Origin of the sequence: Streptomyces brasiliensis (assembly GCF_014647875.1) — a bacterium.
Taxonomy (GTDB): Bacteria; Actinomycetota; Actinomycetes; order Streptomycetales; family Streptomycetaceae; genus Streptomyces; species Streptomyces brasiliensis.
Map to the genome: position 1 here is coordinate 1 of NZ_BMQA01000109.1, position 15,671 is coordinate 15,671.

Genomic DNA, 15,671 nt, shown 5'->3' on the forward strand with positions numbered 1-15,671 from the left:
ACGTCCGTGAGTGGGCGTGCGGTGAGTGCGGCACACTGCATGACCGCGACCACAACGCAGACCGCAACGTCCTCTTCGAAGGACGCCGTATCGTCGCCGCCGGACAGGCGCAGACGCTAAACGCCTGTGGAGCGCCGGTAAGACGGGCACACCTGCCCGCACAGCGCGGTGAAGCAGGAAGCCACCGGAAGGGTCAGACCACCCAGGCCGGAAACCCTGGACTCTAGGCCAGGGAGCACGTCAACGTCCCACTGATGGCCACGGGACCACGGGATTCCCCACGTGCGGCCAGATATCTCCCCGCTCGCTATGGACGCATCCCGCTCGGCGAGGCTCGGGCGGGTGAAGAACAGCAGGGAGATCATGGAGATCCTTGAGGCGTGAGACCTCACGCCACCGCCTCGAGCTGCGCATGGTCGAGCTGCAACAGATCGCGCACAGCGCGATGGAGCTGCGCCGCACCGTCTTCCCGGTGCTGGAGGAGCTGTGCGGGATGAACCGATGCACCGTGCACTGGTGCCGTGAGGTCCGCAGGATCATGCTTGGTCGTAGATGACAGCGGTGCGGAACCCCTGGTCACGGGAACATGGGGCAACCGATCTCAGCAGGGCGAGGTGGGCGACGGTGGAGCGACACCGCACCGAGTCGGATGAACGACCGAATCAGCCCGCCGACCGGACCGGCGCGGCGTGCACCGCCACGGCCGTCATCGATGAGCACGGCATCGTCACGGGATGGAGCGAAGGGGCCACGCGACTGCTCGGCTATCTGCCCTCAGAGGTCATGGGGCGCGGGGCGGCCGGCCTCCTGGCGGAAGACGTCCCGGAGGCGGCCCGGAAGCCCCCTGCCGACCAGCACAGGCAAGCTGGGAAGGCGGTACTGCGGCATAGGGACGGCCACAGCGTCGACGCGGAGCTGCTCGCGCATCGCCGCATCGCAGAGGACGGGAGGTCCGAGTGGTTGGTGGTGTCCGCTGTACCGGGGAAGCCACCGCAGGACCACGCCGATGCGCTGGTGAACTGGGCGTTCACCCAGTCCGCGCTGGCTCAGGCGGTCTTCGACGTGGACCTGCGCTTGGTGTGGGCGAACGCGGCCATGGAGCGTGCACTCGCTGTCACAGAGAACGGGATGTGTGGGCTGAGGCTGTCCGAGATCATGATGAACGCCTCTGCCAGGGAGACCGAAGAGGCCATGCGCATGACGCTGGACAGTGGTGAATCGCAGATGCTGGAGCAGCATCTGCGCACGCCTGGTGAGGACCGCGAGCATGCCTGGACAGTGTCCCTCTCCCCTCTCAAGGACCAGAACGGCCGGATGCGCGGCGTGTGCCTGGCGGCCCGTGACACCACCGAGCAGTACACCGCCCGTCAACGTCTTCTCCTGTTGAACGAGGCCAGCACCCGCATCGGCAGCACGCTGGACATGGACCGCACCGCGCAGGAACTGGCAGACGTAGCCGTCCCGCGACTTGCGGATTTCGTCGGCGTGTACCTGCTCGCCCCCTTGGTCCGTCGTGAGGAGCCACCCGCCGGCGCCCTGACGGGCGCGGTCCTGCTGCACTGCGTAGCCCACCAGTCCGTTCTCAAGGGCTGCCCCGAGGCCGTCCTGCAGCTGGGAGAGACGACTACCTACCCGGCATCCTCGGCCGCTGCCCAGTGCCTGGCTCAAGGCCGTGCCGTGATTCAGGAGACGACCGACTCCTCCCTGGCCGACTGGCTGGCCCAGGATCCCGTCCGAGCCGCCCGAGTCCGCGAGTACGGGTTCCACTCGATCATGGCCGTGCCGATGCGTGCCCGGGGCACCTCCCTCGGTGCGGCGATGTTCATCCGGCACCGGCGTCCGGAGCCGTTCACGCTGGACGACGTAGTCCTGGCCGAAGAGCTCTTGGCCAGAGCTGCGGTCTGTATTGACAACGCCCGCCGGTACAGCCGCGAGCGGGGTACCGCCGTGGCCCTCCAGCGCAATCTGCTCCCCCGGAAGCTGCCCGAGCAGACGGCCCTGGAGGTCGCTTCCCGCTATCTCCCGGCAGGGGCCCAGGCCGGAGTGGGCGGCGACTGGTTCGACGTGATTCCGCTGTCTGGCAGACGGGTGGCCCTGGTCGTGGGCGATGTGGTCGGTCACGGCCTTCAGGCCTCCGCCGACATGGGCCGGCTGCGTATCGCCGTGCGCACCCTGGCCGACATCGACCTGCCGCCGGAAGAGCTGCTCACCCACCTCGACGACCTTGTCATTCGGCTGTCGGAAGAAGAAGGTGGCGGGAACGGACTCGAGCCCGGGGCCGAAGCGGCGACGATCGGCGCCACCTGTCTGTACGTGGTCTACGACCCGGTCTCCCGCCATTGCACCCTCGCCCGAGCGGGCCACCCCCTGCCGGCGGTGCTCACCCCGGACAGGAAGGTCGAGTTTCTTGAGCTTCCTCCCGGCCCGCCGCTCGGCCTGGGCAGCCTGCCCTTCGAGAGTCTCGAAGCGGAACTGCCCGAGGGCAGTGTGCTGTTCCTGTACACCGACGGCTTGATCGCGTCCTGCGGCCGCGACACCGGTGAATGCGTCGACATCCTGCAGACAGCGCTCTCCCGCCCGGCACCCTCACTGGACGCGCTCTGCGACACCGTGCTTGCGGATCTGCTCCCGGAGAACCCGGCCGACGACGTTGCTCTGCTGGTCGCTCGTACACGAGCCCTGAGCGGTGAGCAGGTGGCCACCTGGGAACTGCCCTCCGACCCGGCCGTCGTCGCCCGTGCCCGCAAGAACGCCACCGAGCAACTGGCCGCCTGGGATCTGGACGAGGCCGTGTTCATCACCGAACTGGTGGTCAGCGAGCTGGTCACCAACGCCATCCGCTACGGCCGACCGCCCCTGCGACTTCGGCTGATCCGCGAGGCGCACACCCTCATCTGCGAGGTCTCCGACGCCAGTAACACCGTCCCGCACATGCGACGGGCGCGCGTCTTCGACGAGGGCGGACGGGGCCTTCTACTGGTCGCCCAGCTCACCGAACGCTGGGGCACGCGCCACACCCGCGTCGGCAAGACCATCTGGGCCGAACAGTCCGTCCCTGACATGGTTTCGCCGACAACCGCACCGGCGCCACCGTGGAAGCAGGGGGAGGGGCGTACGGGGTGAGGTGCCGGTCGGCCCCCTTCCGGGCTCAGGCCAGCTCCCGCAGTCCGTCCTCGCCCATCCCCGGCCGTGGCCGATGTGACGGCCGCCGGAGGGGAGCGCAGCCTGCGGGACCGCTTCACGCGCAACTCGCCCGCACCGGTTCAAGTCCCCAAGGACCGCGGGCAGTCGATCCGGCTCACCGCGAACGGGTTCAGCCTCTTTCCGAACCGCTGCCTGCACGCGGTCAAGGTCGTGCGCGAAGACTTCGAGGCGTACCTGAGGGCGGTCAACGGGGAGGAGTACCAAGTGCACCTCCCCGTTGAACTAACCGCCCAAGGTCGCCGTCTCCGAGCTCCTGAACAGTCCCAGGGGCGTCTCCGCGCATCCTGCGCCAGCACTGCCCCGCCGGCCTGAACCAGGCCGGCGGGGCCGCCTCCGGCGACGGGCTTGCGCGCAAGACCGATGGTCAGCCGAGGCGACGGTGGATCGTCTTGAAGGTGACGTACTGCGCCAGCCCCTCGGTGCCGTACTCCACTCCCAGTCCCGAGTCGTGTCGCCCGCCGAAGGGCGCGTTGTGGTTGGAGGCGAAGAAGTTCACGCCGACGGATCCGGTGTCCATGCGCTCCGCGACTGCCTGCGCGGCCGCAGTGTCGGTGGAGAAGACGACGCCGCCAAGTCCGAAGGACGTGTCATTGGCGAGGGCGACCGCCTCGTCGATGTCGTCGTAGCGCAGCACGCTCACCACGGGTCCGAAGATCTCCTCACGGGCGATCCGCATCTCTGGGGTGACATCGGCGAACACGGTCGGCTCGATGAACCAGCCCTGCTTCGTGTCCGCGGGCCGTCCGCCGGTGGTGGCGCGGGCTCCCTCCTCGCGGGCGGAGTCGAGGTAGCCGCACACGATGTCGTACTGCGCCTGGGACGCCATCGGCCCGAACACGGTGCGTTCGTCGAAGGGGTCGCCCTGGGGGGCGGCCGCGACCGTGCGGGTGACCATGTCCACCACCTCGTCGTAGCGCGAGGACGGGGCCAGGATGCGGGTGGAGATGTAGCAGGTCTGCCCGGTGTTGCGCAGGCACGTGCGGATCAGCACCGAGGACATCTGCTCGAGGTCGGCGTCCTCGAGCACGATGGCCGAGGACTTGCCGCCGAGTTCTAGGGTGACCGGGCGGAGCAGTTCCCCGCACGCGGCTGCGATCCGGCGGCCGACCGAGGTGGAACCGGTGAAGGCGACCTTGGCGGTCAGCGGGTGGCGGACGAGCCGCTCGCCGGTCTCGCCGCCGCCGGTGACGAGGTTGACCACTCCCGCCGGGAGGCCGGCGGCCTCGCAGGCCTCGACCACGAAGCGGATCGACAGCGAGGTGCCCGGAGCGGGCTTCATGACGACCGTGCAGCCGGCGAGCAGGGCGGGTGCCAGCTTGACCACCATGAGGTTGATCGGGAAGTTCCACGGCGCGATCAGCACGCACGGGCCCACCGGATCCTTGCGTACGACGGACTCGGCGCCCCCCGCCGGGAACGGCCGGACGTCCTCGCCCTGAAGCCAGCACGCCAGCCCGGCGACGTGCCGCAGGATGCCGGCGGCGTTGGCGGCGGCCCCGCGTGTCTCGCTGATCGGCGAGCCGTTCTCGAGCGTGTTCGTCAGGGCCATGTCCTCGGCCCGGGCTTCGACCTCGTCGGCGATCCGGAGCAGCAGCGCGGCCCGCTCCGAGGGCGTGGTCCTGGCCCACGGACCGGCGCGGAAGGCCCGGTCGGCGGCGGTGAGGGCGGCGTCGACGTCCTGTGCGGAGCAGTCGGGGACCGTACCCCACTCGCGGCCGGTTGCCGGGTCGACCAGCGGCAGCCGGGCGGTGGCGGTCGAGCGGGTCCAGGCGCCGTCGACGTAGTAGTCGTCCGCGTGGGTCCAGCGCGGCTCGGGCCGCGCCGCCGACCGTGGGCTGTCGGTGACGCTCACCTGATCACCGCCGTCTTGAGCAGGGCGCGGGAGCGGTTGAGGTCGGCGGTGGCCATGGCGAGGGCTGGGGCGGTGAGCAGCTCCGGAATGATCTCCGCCTCCAGCCGGTCCGTGTAGAGCGCGGGGTCCATGCGGAACCAGCCGGATGCCAGCGCGATCCCGGCATGATCGAACCGCCACAGCCGGTCGGCGTCCCGGACCAGCGCGTCCTCCAGCGAGTGGGCCTCCTGCCGGGTGTCGTGGCCGTCGATGATGGCGCAGACCTGGCGCACGAACTCGCCGTCGTAGCCCAGCGGGGGCAGCACCTCGCGGGCGATGAGGCAGCCCTGCCGTTCGTGCTCGTAACGGATCTGCGCCTTGCGCCAGTCACCCGTGAAGCCCTCGGCGAGGATGCGCTCCTCGTCGACCCTGCCCCAGCCGGTGTCGTGCAGCTGGATCGCCACGCGCACCAGCAGCCGGTCGGCCTCGGGGAAGGCGTCGCACAGCCGTTCGGCGTAGGCCAGGGAGATCGGCAGGTGGATGTCGTTGCCTCGGGCGCGGGTCTCGGGGACGACGGCCTTCCAGATCGGGTCGAGGTCGTCGCCGGGCGCCGGGGTCAGCGAGATCGGTGAGGTGTCGACCGGTCCCGAGCCCGGGATCGGGCGGGCGGTGGGCAGGGCGGTGGGCATGGGGCTCCCCTTGTTCAGTCGGCCCCGACCAGGGCGGTCGGGTCGACGGTCACGGACTTGAGCGACACGGACGGGTCGGCGGCGGCGTCGTACGGGATCGACAAACCCTTGGACAGCGCGTTGCGGACCGCCATGAAGTCCAGCGGATGGTTGATGCAGTCGGCGGCCAGGACGCGGTCGCCCCGGTAGTACAGGACCGAGTGCTTCCCGCGCTCGGCGTCGCCGCGCACCAGGGTGCGGTCGTGGCCGGTGGACAGCCCGGCGATCTGGAGCTTGACGTCGCCCTGGTTGGACCAGAACCACGGAATCCTGGCGTACTCCTCGCGGCGGCCGGTGATCGCGTACGCCGCCACCTTGGCCTGCTCGATGGCGTTGTTGACGCTCTCGAACCGGACGCGGTCCCCCTGGGGAGCACCGGGCACCGGATTGGGCAGGTTCGCGCAGTCGCCGACCGCCACGGTGACCCCGTCGGAGGCCAGCGCGCACTCGTCGACGCGGACGCCGTTGTCGCAGACCAGGCCGATCGACTCGGCGAGCTCGGTGTTGGGGATCACGCCGACGCCGACCAGCACGAGGTCGGCGGCCACGACGCGGCCGTCCGAGAGTTCGACGCCGCCGACCCGGTCGCCGCGGGGCACGATCCGGCGGACCCCGGCCTCGAGCACGACGTCGATACCGGCGGCGCGGTGGTGGTCGAGGAGGTACGCCGAGGTCTCCTCACCGACAGCGCGCGGGACCAGCCGCGTCGCCGCCTCCAGCAGGGTGACCCTGCGTCCCATCCTGTTCAGCGACGCGGCCGCCTCGATGCCGATGAACCCGCCGCCGATCACCACCACGTCGCGCACGTCGGGCACGCGGGCCTTGAGCTCAAGGGCGTCGTCGGCGTTGCGGAGGTAGAGCACGCCCGGCAGGTCGACGCCGTCGAGCAACAGCCTGCGGGGCCGCGCGCCGACACCCAGGGCCAGCCGGTCGAAGGCGAACCGTGCCCCCGACAGGGAGTGGGCCACTCCCGAGCCGTCGTCCCGCTTCTCGATCCGGATGATCCGCTCGTTCTTCACCACGTCGATGCGGTGCTCGACCCAGTAGTCATGGGTGCGGAACATGAGCGACTCGTTGGTGATCTCGCCCTGCAGCCACTCCTTGGACAGGGCGGGCCGCTGGTAGGGCCGGTGGTTCTCGTCGCCGAGCAGCGTGATCGGGTCGTCGTAGCCGAGCGCGCGCAGCGAGGTCGCCAGGGAGACGCCGGCCTGCGAGGAGCCGATGATGAGCAGTCCGTCGGCCATGACCGCTCAGACCTGAGTCGCGGGGGTGGTCACCCGCAGGTCGCAGCCGTCGGTCACCCTGAGCTGGCAGGACAGGCGGGAGTTGTCCCGCCGGTCCTCCGCGGTGCCCCAGAGCATCTCGTCCTCCATCTCCGCCCTCGGCGGGAGCGAAGCGAGGCCGGCCTCGTCGACGTAGACGTGGCAAGTCGCGCAGGACAGCGAGCCGCCGCACTCCGCGACGATCCCGGGAACGCCGCTGCGGACCGCGGTCTCCATGACCGAGTCGCCGACGTTGGCCTCCACGATGCGCGACTCCCCTGTGTGGTCGGTGTAGGTGACCTTCGGCATGGGTTTTCCTCCTGGTGGTCGAGGTCAGATGAACTGGCGGCCGCCGTCGACGACCAAGGTCTGTCCGGTGACGAAAGCGCTGTCGGGGCCGGCGAGGTAGAGCGCGGCGCCGACGATGTCCTCCGGCCGGCTGGCCCGTCGCAGCGCGCCCCGGTCGACGCCGTACGACTCGGCGTCCTCGAGCAGGCCGCGGCTGGCCTCGGTGAGCGTGAAGCCCGGCGCGATCGCGTTGACGTTGATCGAGCGCCGTCCGAGCTCCTTGGCCATCACCCGGGTCAGGGCGATCACACCGCCTTTGGAGGCGACGTAGTGCGCCCAGTTCTCCGAGCCGCTGTAGACGGTGGCCGAGGAGAGGTTGACGACCCGGCCGCCCTCGCGCAGGTGCGGGCTGGCCGCACGGGTCATCAGCCAGGGGCCCTTGAGGTTGACCGCCATCACGAGGTCCCACTCGGCGGGGTCGATCTCCTCCAGCGGGGACCGGGTGACGGTGCCGTAGACGGCGGCGTTGTTGACGAGGACGTCGATCGCGCCACCGCCGAACTCGGCAACCCGGCCGGCGACTTCCTCGGCGGAGGCCGGGTCGGTGACGTCGAGCCGGCCGTGCCAGGCGTCGGCGCCGGCGGCCTCGACCAGGCGTGCGGTCTCCTCTGCCCCGTCCGGGTCGAGATCGGCGACCGCGAGCCGGTAGCCGCGATGGGCGAAGCCGAGGGCGAAGGCGCGGCCCAGGCCACCCGCCGCGCCGGTCACGAGGACGGTACGGGCGGGTACTTGGTGCGTGGAGAGCGTCATAGCAGGCTCAGCTCTCCAGGATGTCGACGCGGCCGGCATTGCCGTCGACACGGATCCGCTGGCCGGTCCGGATGGTGGTCGACGCCGAGCCGGTGCCCGTGACGGCGGGCAGGCCGTACTCCCGGCAGACGATGGCGGCGTGGCTCATCATGCCGCCGATGTCGGTGACGGTCGCCTTGATCCTGCCGAAGATCGGCCCCCAGGACGGCGCGGTGATCGTGGCGACGAGGATCTCGCCCTCCTGGACCTCACCCAGCTGGTCGGCGGAAGAGATCACGCGGGCGATGCCCTCGACCACGCCGGGAGATGCCGCCATACCGGTGATCGTGGTGTCGTCGCCGCTCTCGTCGCCGGCCAGCCACTGCTGTACCTGCTCGGTGGTGATGCCGTAGAGCATCATCGTGAACGGCTCGGTGATCTCGGCCGGCGGCGTGTTCAGCGCCGGCTGCGGGCGCCGGGCCGACAGCGCGTCGATGATCCGACGGCGCCGCTCGATCTCGGCGGGCCAGTAGTGCGGGCCGGTCGACTCGGCGCCGACCGCCCAGCCGGTGACGAGGTCGAAGATCGCGTCGCGGACCTCGTTGCGGTTGAGGTAGAGCATGTCGGCGGGGTCCGCCCAGAAGCCGGCGCCGACGAAGACCCGGGCCAGCTCGCGCACCTTGCGCCAGAACACGCCCATCGTCCAGTGCTCGATGTAGAAGTTGTGGTTCTCCACATAGGGGTAGGCCGTCGCCGCGAGCCCGCGCTTGGCGTCGAACTGTTCCCGCGCCTCGCCCTGGAGGAGGTCGCGGTACTCCTCGACGATCCGCTCCTTCTCCGCGGTCAGCTGCTCGATGGGGCGCATGATCTCCTGGCCCTCGTCGAGGCGGCGGATGTAGTCCTTGATGTAGCCCAGCGGGATCTCCTGGTGCTCCATCCAGTACTTGTCGTGGCCGTAGAAGCCGTTGCCGACGGTGAAGTTGAACCACGGGTCCTGCGCCGCCTCGTAGGCCGCCACCCACTCCTCGCCGCCTGCGGAACGGACCGCCCGCAGGGTGCCCTCGACGTCGTCGGGGTTCTCGAAGGCCGACTGCAGCCCCAGCTGAACCGCCTTGACCGCGAGCCGCTTGAGCTCGTCGTCAGGCCGGAACAGCTCCATGTCGACGCCCTGCACCATCTTGGCGACGGCCTGGTCGGGGATGCCCGGGAAGACCTCCTTGCAGAAGCCGAAGAAGTCCAGGTAGGCGAGGTAGCCGAGGTTGAGGAACTCGAAGTGGTACTGCCAGTTGCGGTACAGCAGCGCGATCAGACGATCGTAGTTCTCCATCAGCGTCTGGGAGCCGTCCATCGCCTTGCCGGAGACGATGTCGTCGAACGGCACTGCGTCGGGCAGCGCGGTGAAGTGGAGCTCCTCCATCTCGTCGATGGTGGCGCGGACCTTGGAGTGCCAGGCCTCCAGCAGACTGTCCCAGTTCTGGAAGTAGTGGCCGGCGCGGCGCTCGAACTCCGGCACCCGGGCCGGGATCTCCTCCTGCGGCACGGCCACCGGGCTCATGTAGAGGTACCCCAGGTGGATCTTGAACTCGATGCCGTTGGCCGGCGGGATCAGCAGGTGCCGGGTGTTGTACTGCCCCAGACACTTGACCGCGAACTCACCGCCGATGGTCTCGAACGGCTTGAACACCGTGGGCCAGTGCTGGCTGTCGCAGAACCAGAACTTCTCGTCAGCGCCGGGCGCGTTGCCGAAGACGAGGTTGTAGGGGTAGAGCTCCTCCCACCCTTCCGCCCCCTCGGGCACCTCGATCTGAGAGGGCTTCGGGAAGGACTTCATGGTCTGTTCGATGGTCACGCTCGGATCCTTTGCGGGAGCGGCTCAACGGCCGGTGAGGGAGGAGGTGAGCCCGGCCATGAAGAAGCCGGTCGTGCGCGTGATCGTGGGGGGCGTGGTGGCTGCCGGGGAGGCCGAGTGCACCGTCTCGGGCCGGGACTGCAGCAGCAGAAGGTTGTCCCCTTCGGGCAGGTCGGCGTCGATGGCCCACTCGATGTCCTGCGGCGTGCCGTAGTGCTTCTCGGCCCGCTTGGCCATGGCCGCGACGGCGTGCAGTTCCTGGTCGGTCAGGCAGCGGACCGTACGGCGCTCGGGCTCGACCTCGCGCTCGGCCAGCCGGCCGCTCGCCGGATCCGGCACGAGTTCGGCGTGCTTGTCGCCGACGTGCTCGCGGACCACAGTGAGCATGACCTTGTCGAGCAGCACGTTGTCGGGGGTCACCTGTCCCGACACGACCATCTCGCCGACCCCCCAGGAGGCGTCCACGACGATCTTGGAGCGGTCGCCGTTCGAGGGGTCGAGGGTCATCGCGACGCCGGCGGCCCTCGCGTTCACCATCTTCTGCACCGCGACCGCCATCGACAGGTCCTCTTCGGGGATGCCGTTGCGCAGGCGATAGGTGATGGCGCGGCTGGTGTAGAGCGAGGCCCAGCAGCGACGTACGTGCTCGCTGACCGCGGCATAGCCGGTCAGCCACAGGTAGGTGTCCTGCTGGCCGGCGAAGCTGGCGTCGGGGAGGTCCTCGGCGGTGGCGGACGAGCGGACCGCGACCGGCACCACGTCGGCGAAGCGTGACATCAGCTGCTCGTACGCCGTGCGCAGCACGCCGTGCATGTCGGCGGGCACCTCGCGCGATTCGATCGCGTGCCGGATCTGTGCCGAGACCCGGTCGACACACCTGACGTCGGTGGGGTCGATCTCGGCGAGGCGGGCACGGATCTCGCCGCGCAGCCCGCTGCCGTTGACGAAGTGGTCGAAGGCGGCCGTGGTCACCGCGAAGCCGGGCGGCACCGGCATTCCCGCCGAGGTCATCGAGACCAGCGACGCGCACTTGCCGCCGAGCAGTTCGAGCGACGGCTCGTGGCCGCTGTCGAAGAAGACGATGAAGTCGCTCACGGATCAGTCCTCCCAGGTGACGGGGACCGCGGCGGGGGCGCGGAAGGAGAGGTTGTGGCCGAAGTGGATGTCGGCGTGGTCGGCGAGGCGGAGGCCGGGTGCGAGCCGCGCGACCTCCTCCAGAGCGATCCGCGTCTGCAACTTGGCGAGCATGTTGCCCAGGCAGTAGTGGATCCCGAAGCCGAACGACAGGTGCTCGCGGGCGTTGGGGCGGCTGATGTCGAAGGCCTCGCCGTGCTCGAACCGGGACTCGTCCCGGTTGGCGGAGCCCATGAGCAGCAGGATGTCGGCGCCCTTCGGGATCGCCACCCCACCGATCTCGGTGTCGCGCAGCGCGCGCCGGCGCCAGCCGACGATGGACGGGCTGTAGCGCAGCACCTCGTCCACTGCGGCGGGGATGCGGCCGGTGTCCTCGACGACGCACTGCCACTGCTCGGGGTGGGAGAGCAGCACCCGCAGCGCGTTGGAGATCAGGGTCGTGGTCGTCTCGTGGCCGGCGAAGAGCAGCGAGTAGCAGACCGAGGCGATCTCGTGGTCGCTGATCGGGTCGCCCTCGGCCTGCATCCGGACCATGTCGCCGACCAGGCTGTCGGGTGCGGTCTCGTGGGCCTCGGCGACCAGGCGTCGGCACTCGGCCCAGTAGTCGACCAGGTTGCGGGCGTGCGGCACCTGCTCGTCGTCGCTGAGGTCGCCCCACGTCATGGCCGAGCGCGAGTCCGACCACCGCTTGAACGTGCCGATCTTGTCCACGTCCGCGCCGATCAGCGTGAGGATCGTGATCGTGGGGAGATCGTGGGCGAGGTCTCGCACCAGGTCGCCGCGGCGCTCCGGCCGGGCCAGCATCGCCTCGATCAGCCGCACCACGTTGGCACGGATCTCGGGTTCGAGCACCTTGAACCGGCGCGGCGTGAACGCCTTGGCGGCCACCTTGCGGATCCTGGTGTGCTCCGGGGGAACCCGGGCGGACAGGCCGGAGTAGGCGGTGAAACCACCCTCCTCCATGATCTGCCGGGCCTGCGGCCCCCGCTCCCGGACCGGGGCCTGGGCGTTCTCGGAGGAGAACGTCTCCCAGTCCTCGAAGACGGCCTTGATGTCGTCGTACCGGCTCACGACCCAGTAGCCGATCCGCTCGTCGAACATCACCGGCTCCTGGGCGCGGAGGGCGGCGTAGGACGGGAACGGATCGTCCTGGTCGAACGGCTCGTAGCCGTGGTGGACCGGGCAGGCCGAGGCAGTCCCGGCCAGGGTTCGAGTCGAGGTCATCCTGCCTCCTGACACGTGTGGCGCCGTCGTGTGACGACGACCTACGACCTCATCCTGACGTCGGCCACCAGGGCCGTCCATGCGGAGTTTCCGTTGGACGGAAGCGGCCCGGCCCGGGATCAGCGGTCTTGCCTGCTGGAACGGCGAGGCACGCGCACCAGGCTCGGCTGCGGCGCCGCTGCGGCCGCCTCGATGCGGTGGGCGACGCCCCGGAGGGTGGGCAGGTGGCGGGTCATGACGGCGCCCTGGCTCGACAGCATCACCAGGCCGATCGCGGCCGGGTGCGGCTTCAGACGGACCGGCACCGCGATCGAGCACGAGCCCTCGCGGACCTCTTCCTGGGTGGTGGCGTAGCCCTCGTCGCGCACCTTGCGCAGCTCGGCGGCCAGCCGGCCCGGGTTGATGTGCGTGTGCCGGGTGGCGGCCTCCAGACGGTGGGCGAGGTAGGCCTCGCGTACCCACTCCTCTTCGTAGGCCAGCAGCACCTTGCCGACCGCGGTGGCGTGCAGCGGCAGTCGGCCGCCGACGCGCGAGGCGCGCGGAACCCGCGTCGAGCCGTAGATCCGGTCGATGTAGAGCGCCTCGTCGCCGTCGCGGATGGCGATGTGCGCGGTCTCGTGGGTGAGCGAGAACAGGTCCTGCAGATAGGGGCGGGCGGTGTCGCGCAGATGGCGTCCGGCGTTCTGGGCGACCTCCCAAAGACGCAGGCCGACGCTGTAGCGGCCCTGATCGTCGCGTTCGAGCGCACCCCAATCGACGAGCTCTCCGACGAGCCGGTGGGCGGTGGGCAGCGGCAGGTCGGCGTGCTGCGCGAGGTCGCTGAGCGACAGCGCGTGCCGGCCGCCCTCGAAGGCGCCGAGCAGCGCGAGCACCTTGGAGGTCACGGTGCGGCCGTCACCGCGCATGGCACCCTCCTCGGTCGTGTCGTGTTGGTGGCATTGTCGCGCGCGGCGGGCCGGGTACCGGGAGCCCGCACCGTGCCGTCAGCCGAGCGCGACCCGCTGCGGTGTGCTGTCGATCCTCGCGACGGCGGCCAGGGCGCGGGCCATGGCGCCGGCGGCGTCGGTGAACAGGTGGTCGTGCACCCGGCTGCCGATCAGGACGAGAGCCTGTGCCCGCGTGAGCCCGAACCAGTCCATGACGGTGTCGACGCCGTGCGGTGTGAGCCGCCACAGCTTGTCGGCGTCCTTGACCAGCGAGTCGTTGAGCGACAGTGCGCTCGTTCGCGAGTCGTGGCCGTCGATGATGTCGACGATCTCCGAAATCCGTGCCGGATCGTGGCCGAGCCGGGCAAGGATGTCCGCGGCGATGGCGGCGCCCCCCTTTTCGTGCCGGACGACCAGGTCGGCCCGGCCGCCACCGGGCCGGATCGCTTCCAGCACCTCCTTCTCCGGCACCCGCGACCAGCCGGTGTCGTGAAGGATGATCGCAGGTAGCACGACGTCGCGGTCGGCCTCGGGATGCAGGTCGCACAGGGCTACGGCGAGGCCGTAGGAGTAGGCCGTGTGAGCGTCGTTGCTGCGTACGCGGAGGTGTTCGGCGGCCAGCTGCCACACGGCGTGGTCCTCCGTCCGCCAGCCGGCGGTGCCGGGCACGCTGGCCGCGTCGGGCAGGAAGCGAGTGACGTCGTCGCCGAGCTGGTTGGTGGTCGGCTCGAGGCGGGGCAGGGCCATGCTCATCGTCCTTTCGGCCAGCCGGTGTAGGCCTCGGCCAGGTACATCGACCCCGCGGTCGATCCGGTCAGCGAGGCCAGCTCGCCCTCCTGGCGTCGCACGTCGAAGGGGGTGGCGTCCGGCAGCGTGTGCAGCATCGTCGTCATCCAGTAGGAGAAGTGCTGGGCCTTCCACACGCGGCGCAGCGCGTGCTCGCTGTAGCTCGCCAACGGTGCCGGATCTTTGGCGGCCACCGCGCGCTCCAGTTCCTGGGCCAGCACCCGGACGTCGGCGAGCGCGAGGTTGAGTCCCTTGGCGCCGGTAGGGGGGACCGTGTGCGCAGAGTCTCCGGCGAGGACGAGCCGGCCGTGGTGCATCGGCTCCTGGACGAAACTGCGGAACGGCAGCACGGTCCGCGAGATGATCGGCCCCTCCTTGAGCGTGTGGCCGTTGGCGCCGACGCGGGACTGCAGTTCCTCCCAGATCCGGTCGTCGGACCAGGTGTCCGCGTCCTCGGTCGGGTCGCACTGGAAGTACATCCGCTGCAGCGTCTCGGTGCGCTGGCTGATCAGCGCGAAGCCGCGGGGCGAGTGGTTGTAGATGAGCTCGGGTGCGCTCGGCGGCGCCTCGGTGAGGATCCCGAACCAGGCGAAGGGATACTCACGGAAGTACTGACGCCGCGCGGCCTCCGGCACCTCCCGGCGGCACAGGCTGCGCGAGCCGTCGGCGCCGACGAGGAAATCGGCCCGGATCTCGTGGTCGGCCCCGTCGGCATCGGTGAACCGCATGACCGGCGTCGAGACGAGGCCGTCGACCGAGACACCGGTGACGCCGAAACGCACGTCGCCGTGGTCGCGCTCCCGGGCGTCGGCGAGGTCGACGAACACGTCGGTCTGGGGATAGAGCTGGGTCGAGGCGCCGACCAGGCCCTGGAAGTCGATCCGGTGACCACCGCCGCCGAAGGCCAGCTCGATGCCGTCGTGGCGATAGCCGTCGCGGAGCACCCGGTCGGAGACGCCGGTGTCGACCAGCAGGTCCACCGAGTCCTGCTCCAGGATCCCAGCGCGGTGAGTCTGCTCGATCTCCCGGCGGCTGCGCAGGTCGATCACGACGGAGTCGATCCCCGCCCGCGCGAGCAGGTGAGAGAGCATGAGCCCGGCGGGGCCGGCGCCGACGATGCCGATCCGGGTACGGATCTGGATACGCGAGGGAGACATGCGCCCTATTGTCAGTGGCTGCGGTGCGCCTCGACCATGACTGACTTCCGCTCAGCGGAAGTCAAGCGCGGATCCCGCGGTGTTCCGCAAGAGCGAACAGGTCACCCTGAGCACCGCGGCCGAACCGCTCGCGCCCCGTAGGCGATCCCGTGGTACGTCTTCGCCGTACGTATCGAGCACGACGTAGGCCGCCCACTCATCCCCTTAAACCGGGGATACAGAGCACCATGTGGCGCACAGCATGCGCTCTTTCTCTGGACGCTCACCACGACGGTCTTCAGCCAACGCGGCTCAGGGTGGTTTGACGCCTCCCACCGCAGGGCGACGCCGAAGGGCCGCAAACCTTTATCTTCCGCACAGCACCGCATCAAGCAGGGTCTCTACCTACATCAACCTCACTCCCTGTGTTCGTGGCACACCACCAGCGGCAGAGCGCCGTACTCCTTGGCCATCAGGGTCATGGCGGCGGCCATGTTGCCGCCCGTCGAATCGC

13 protein-coding genes are annotated in these 15,671 nt (G+C 70.0%); 2 read left to right on the forward strand and 11 right to left on the reverse strand.

The window, feature by feature from the left end; translation table 11 throughout:
* The first annotated feature begins 373 nt into the window (after positions 1-373).
* Together IEZ19_RS46750 and IEZ19_RS46755 are read left to right on the forward strand one after the other, a co-directional pair.
* Positions 374-556: a hypothetical protein gene (locus tag IEZ19_RS46750; RefSeq protein ID WP_189317473.1), complete on the forward strand. Its 183-nt coding sequence runs from the start codon at positions 374-376 to the stop codon at positions 554-556.
* 68 nt (positions 557-624) lie between these two features.
* Positions 625-3,123: a SpoIIE family protein phosphatase gene (locus IEZ19_RS46755; RefSeq protein ID WP_229841638.1), complete on the forward strand. Its 2,499-nt coding sequence runs from the start codon at positions 625-627 to the stop codon at positions 3,121-3,123.
* Positions 3,124-3,568: 445 nt separating this feature from the next.
* Here the strand turns inward: IEZ19_RS46755 and IEZ19_RS46760 are convergent, their stop codons facing one another.
* The 11 genes from IEZ19_RS46760 to IEZ19_RS46810 all read right to left on the reverse strand — a co-directional run bounded on the left by IEZ19_RS46760 (position 3,569) and on the right by IEZ19_RS46810 (position 15,178).
* A complete protein-coding gene (locus IEZ19_RS46760; protein ID WP_189317475.1) occupies positions 3,569-5,056 on the reverse strand; it encodes an aldehyde dehydrogenase family protein in 1,488 nt (495 codons plus the stop codon).
* Positions 5,053-5,724: an HD domain-containing protein gene (locus IEZ19_RS46765; protein WP_189317476.1), complete on the reverse strand. Its 672-nt coding sequence runs from the start codon at positions 5,722-5,724 to the stop codon at positions 5,053-5,055. The genes IEZ19_RS46760 and IEZ19_RS46765 overlap by 4 nt, the downstream gene beginning before the upstream one ends.
* A 14-nt stretch (positions 5,725-5,738) precedes the next feature.
* The gene (locus tag IEZ19_RS46770) at positions 5,739-7,007 is read right to left on the reverse strand and encodes an NAD(P)/FAD-dependent oxidoreductase (protein WP_189317477.1); all 1,269 of its coding nucleotides are present in this window, start codon (positions 7,005-7,007) and stop codon (positions 5,739-5,741) included.
* Between the two features lie 6 nt (positions 7,008-7,013).
* Positions 7,014-7,334 carry a 2Fe-2S iron-sulfur cluster-binding protein gene (locus tag IEZ19_RS46775; protein WP_189317478.1) on the reverse strand — a complete coding sequence of 107 codons (321 nt, stop codon included), beginning with the start codon at positions 7,332-7,334 and terminating at the stop codon, positions 7,014-7,016.
* 24 nt (positions 7,335-7,358) lie between these two features.
* Positions 7,359-8,123, reverse strand: coding sequence for an SDR family NAD(P)-dependent oxidoreductase (locus tag IEZ19_RS46780; RefSeq protein ID WP_189317479.1), 765 nt, complete (start codon positions 8,121-8,123; stop codon positions 7,359-7,361).
* A 7-nt stretch (positions 8,124-8,130) separates the two neighbouring features.
* Positions 8,131-9,951, reverse strand: coding sequence for a PEP-utilizing enzyme (locus IEZ19_RS46785; protein ID WP_229841639.1), 1,821 nt, complete (start codon positions 9,949-9,951; stop codon positions 8,131-8,133).
* 24 nt (positions 9,952-9,975) lie between these two features.
* Complete coding sequence (locus tag IEZ19_RS46790) at positions 9,976-11,046, reverse strand: PEP/pyruvate-binding domain-containing protein (protein ID WP_189317480.1); 1,071 nt, start codon at positions 11,044-11,046, stop codon at positions 9,976-9,978.
* A 3-nt stretch (positions 11,047-11,049) separates the two neighbouring features.
* Complete coding sequence (locus IEZ19_RS46795) at positions 11,050-12,309, reverse strand: cytochrome P450 (protein ID WP_189317481.1); 1,260 nt, start codon at positions 12,307-12,309, stop codon at positions 11,050-11,052.
* A gap of 119 nt (positions 12,310-12,428) precedes the next feature.
* Complete coding sequence (locus IEZ19_RS46800) at positions 12,429-13,214, reverse strand: IclR family transcriptional regulator (protein WP_189317482.1); 786 nt, start codon at positions 13,212-13,214, stop codon at positions 12,429-12,431.
* Positions 13,215-13,292: 78 nt separating this feature from the next.
* Complete coding sequence (locus IEZ19_RS46805) at positions 13,293-13,982, reverse strand: HD domain-containing protein (RefSeq protein WP_189317483.1); 690 nt, start codon at positions 13,980-13,982, stop codon at positions 13,293-13,295.
* Positions 13,983-13,984: 2 nt separating this feature from the next.
* Positions 13,985-15,178 carry a 4-hydroxybenzoate 3-monooxygenase gene (locus tag IEZ19_RS46810; RefSeq protein WP_189317484.1) on the reverse strand — a complete coding sequence of 398 codons (1,194 nt, stop codon included), beginning with the start codon at positions 15,176-15,178 and terminating at the stop codon, positions 13,985-13,987.
* Positions 15,179-15,671: the final 493 nt, after the last annotated feature.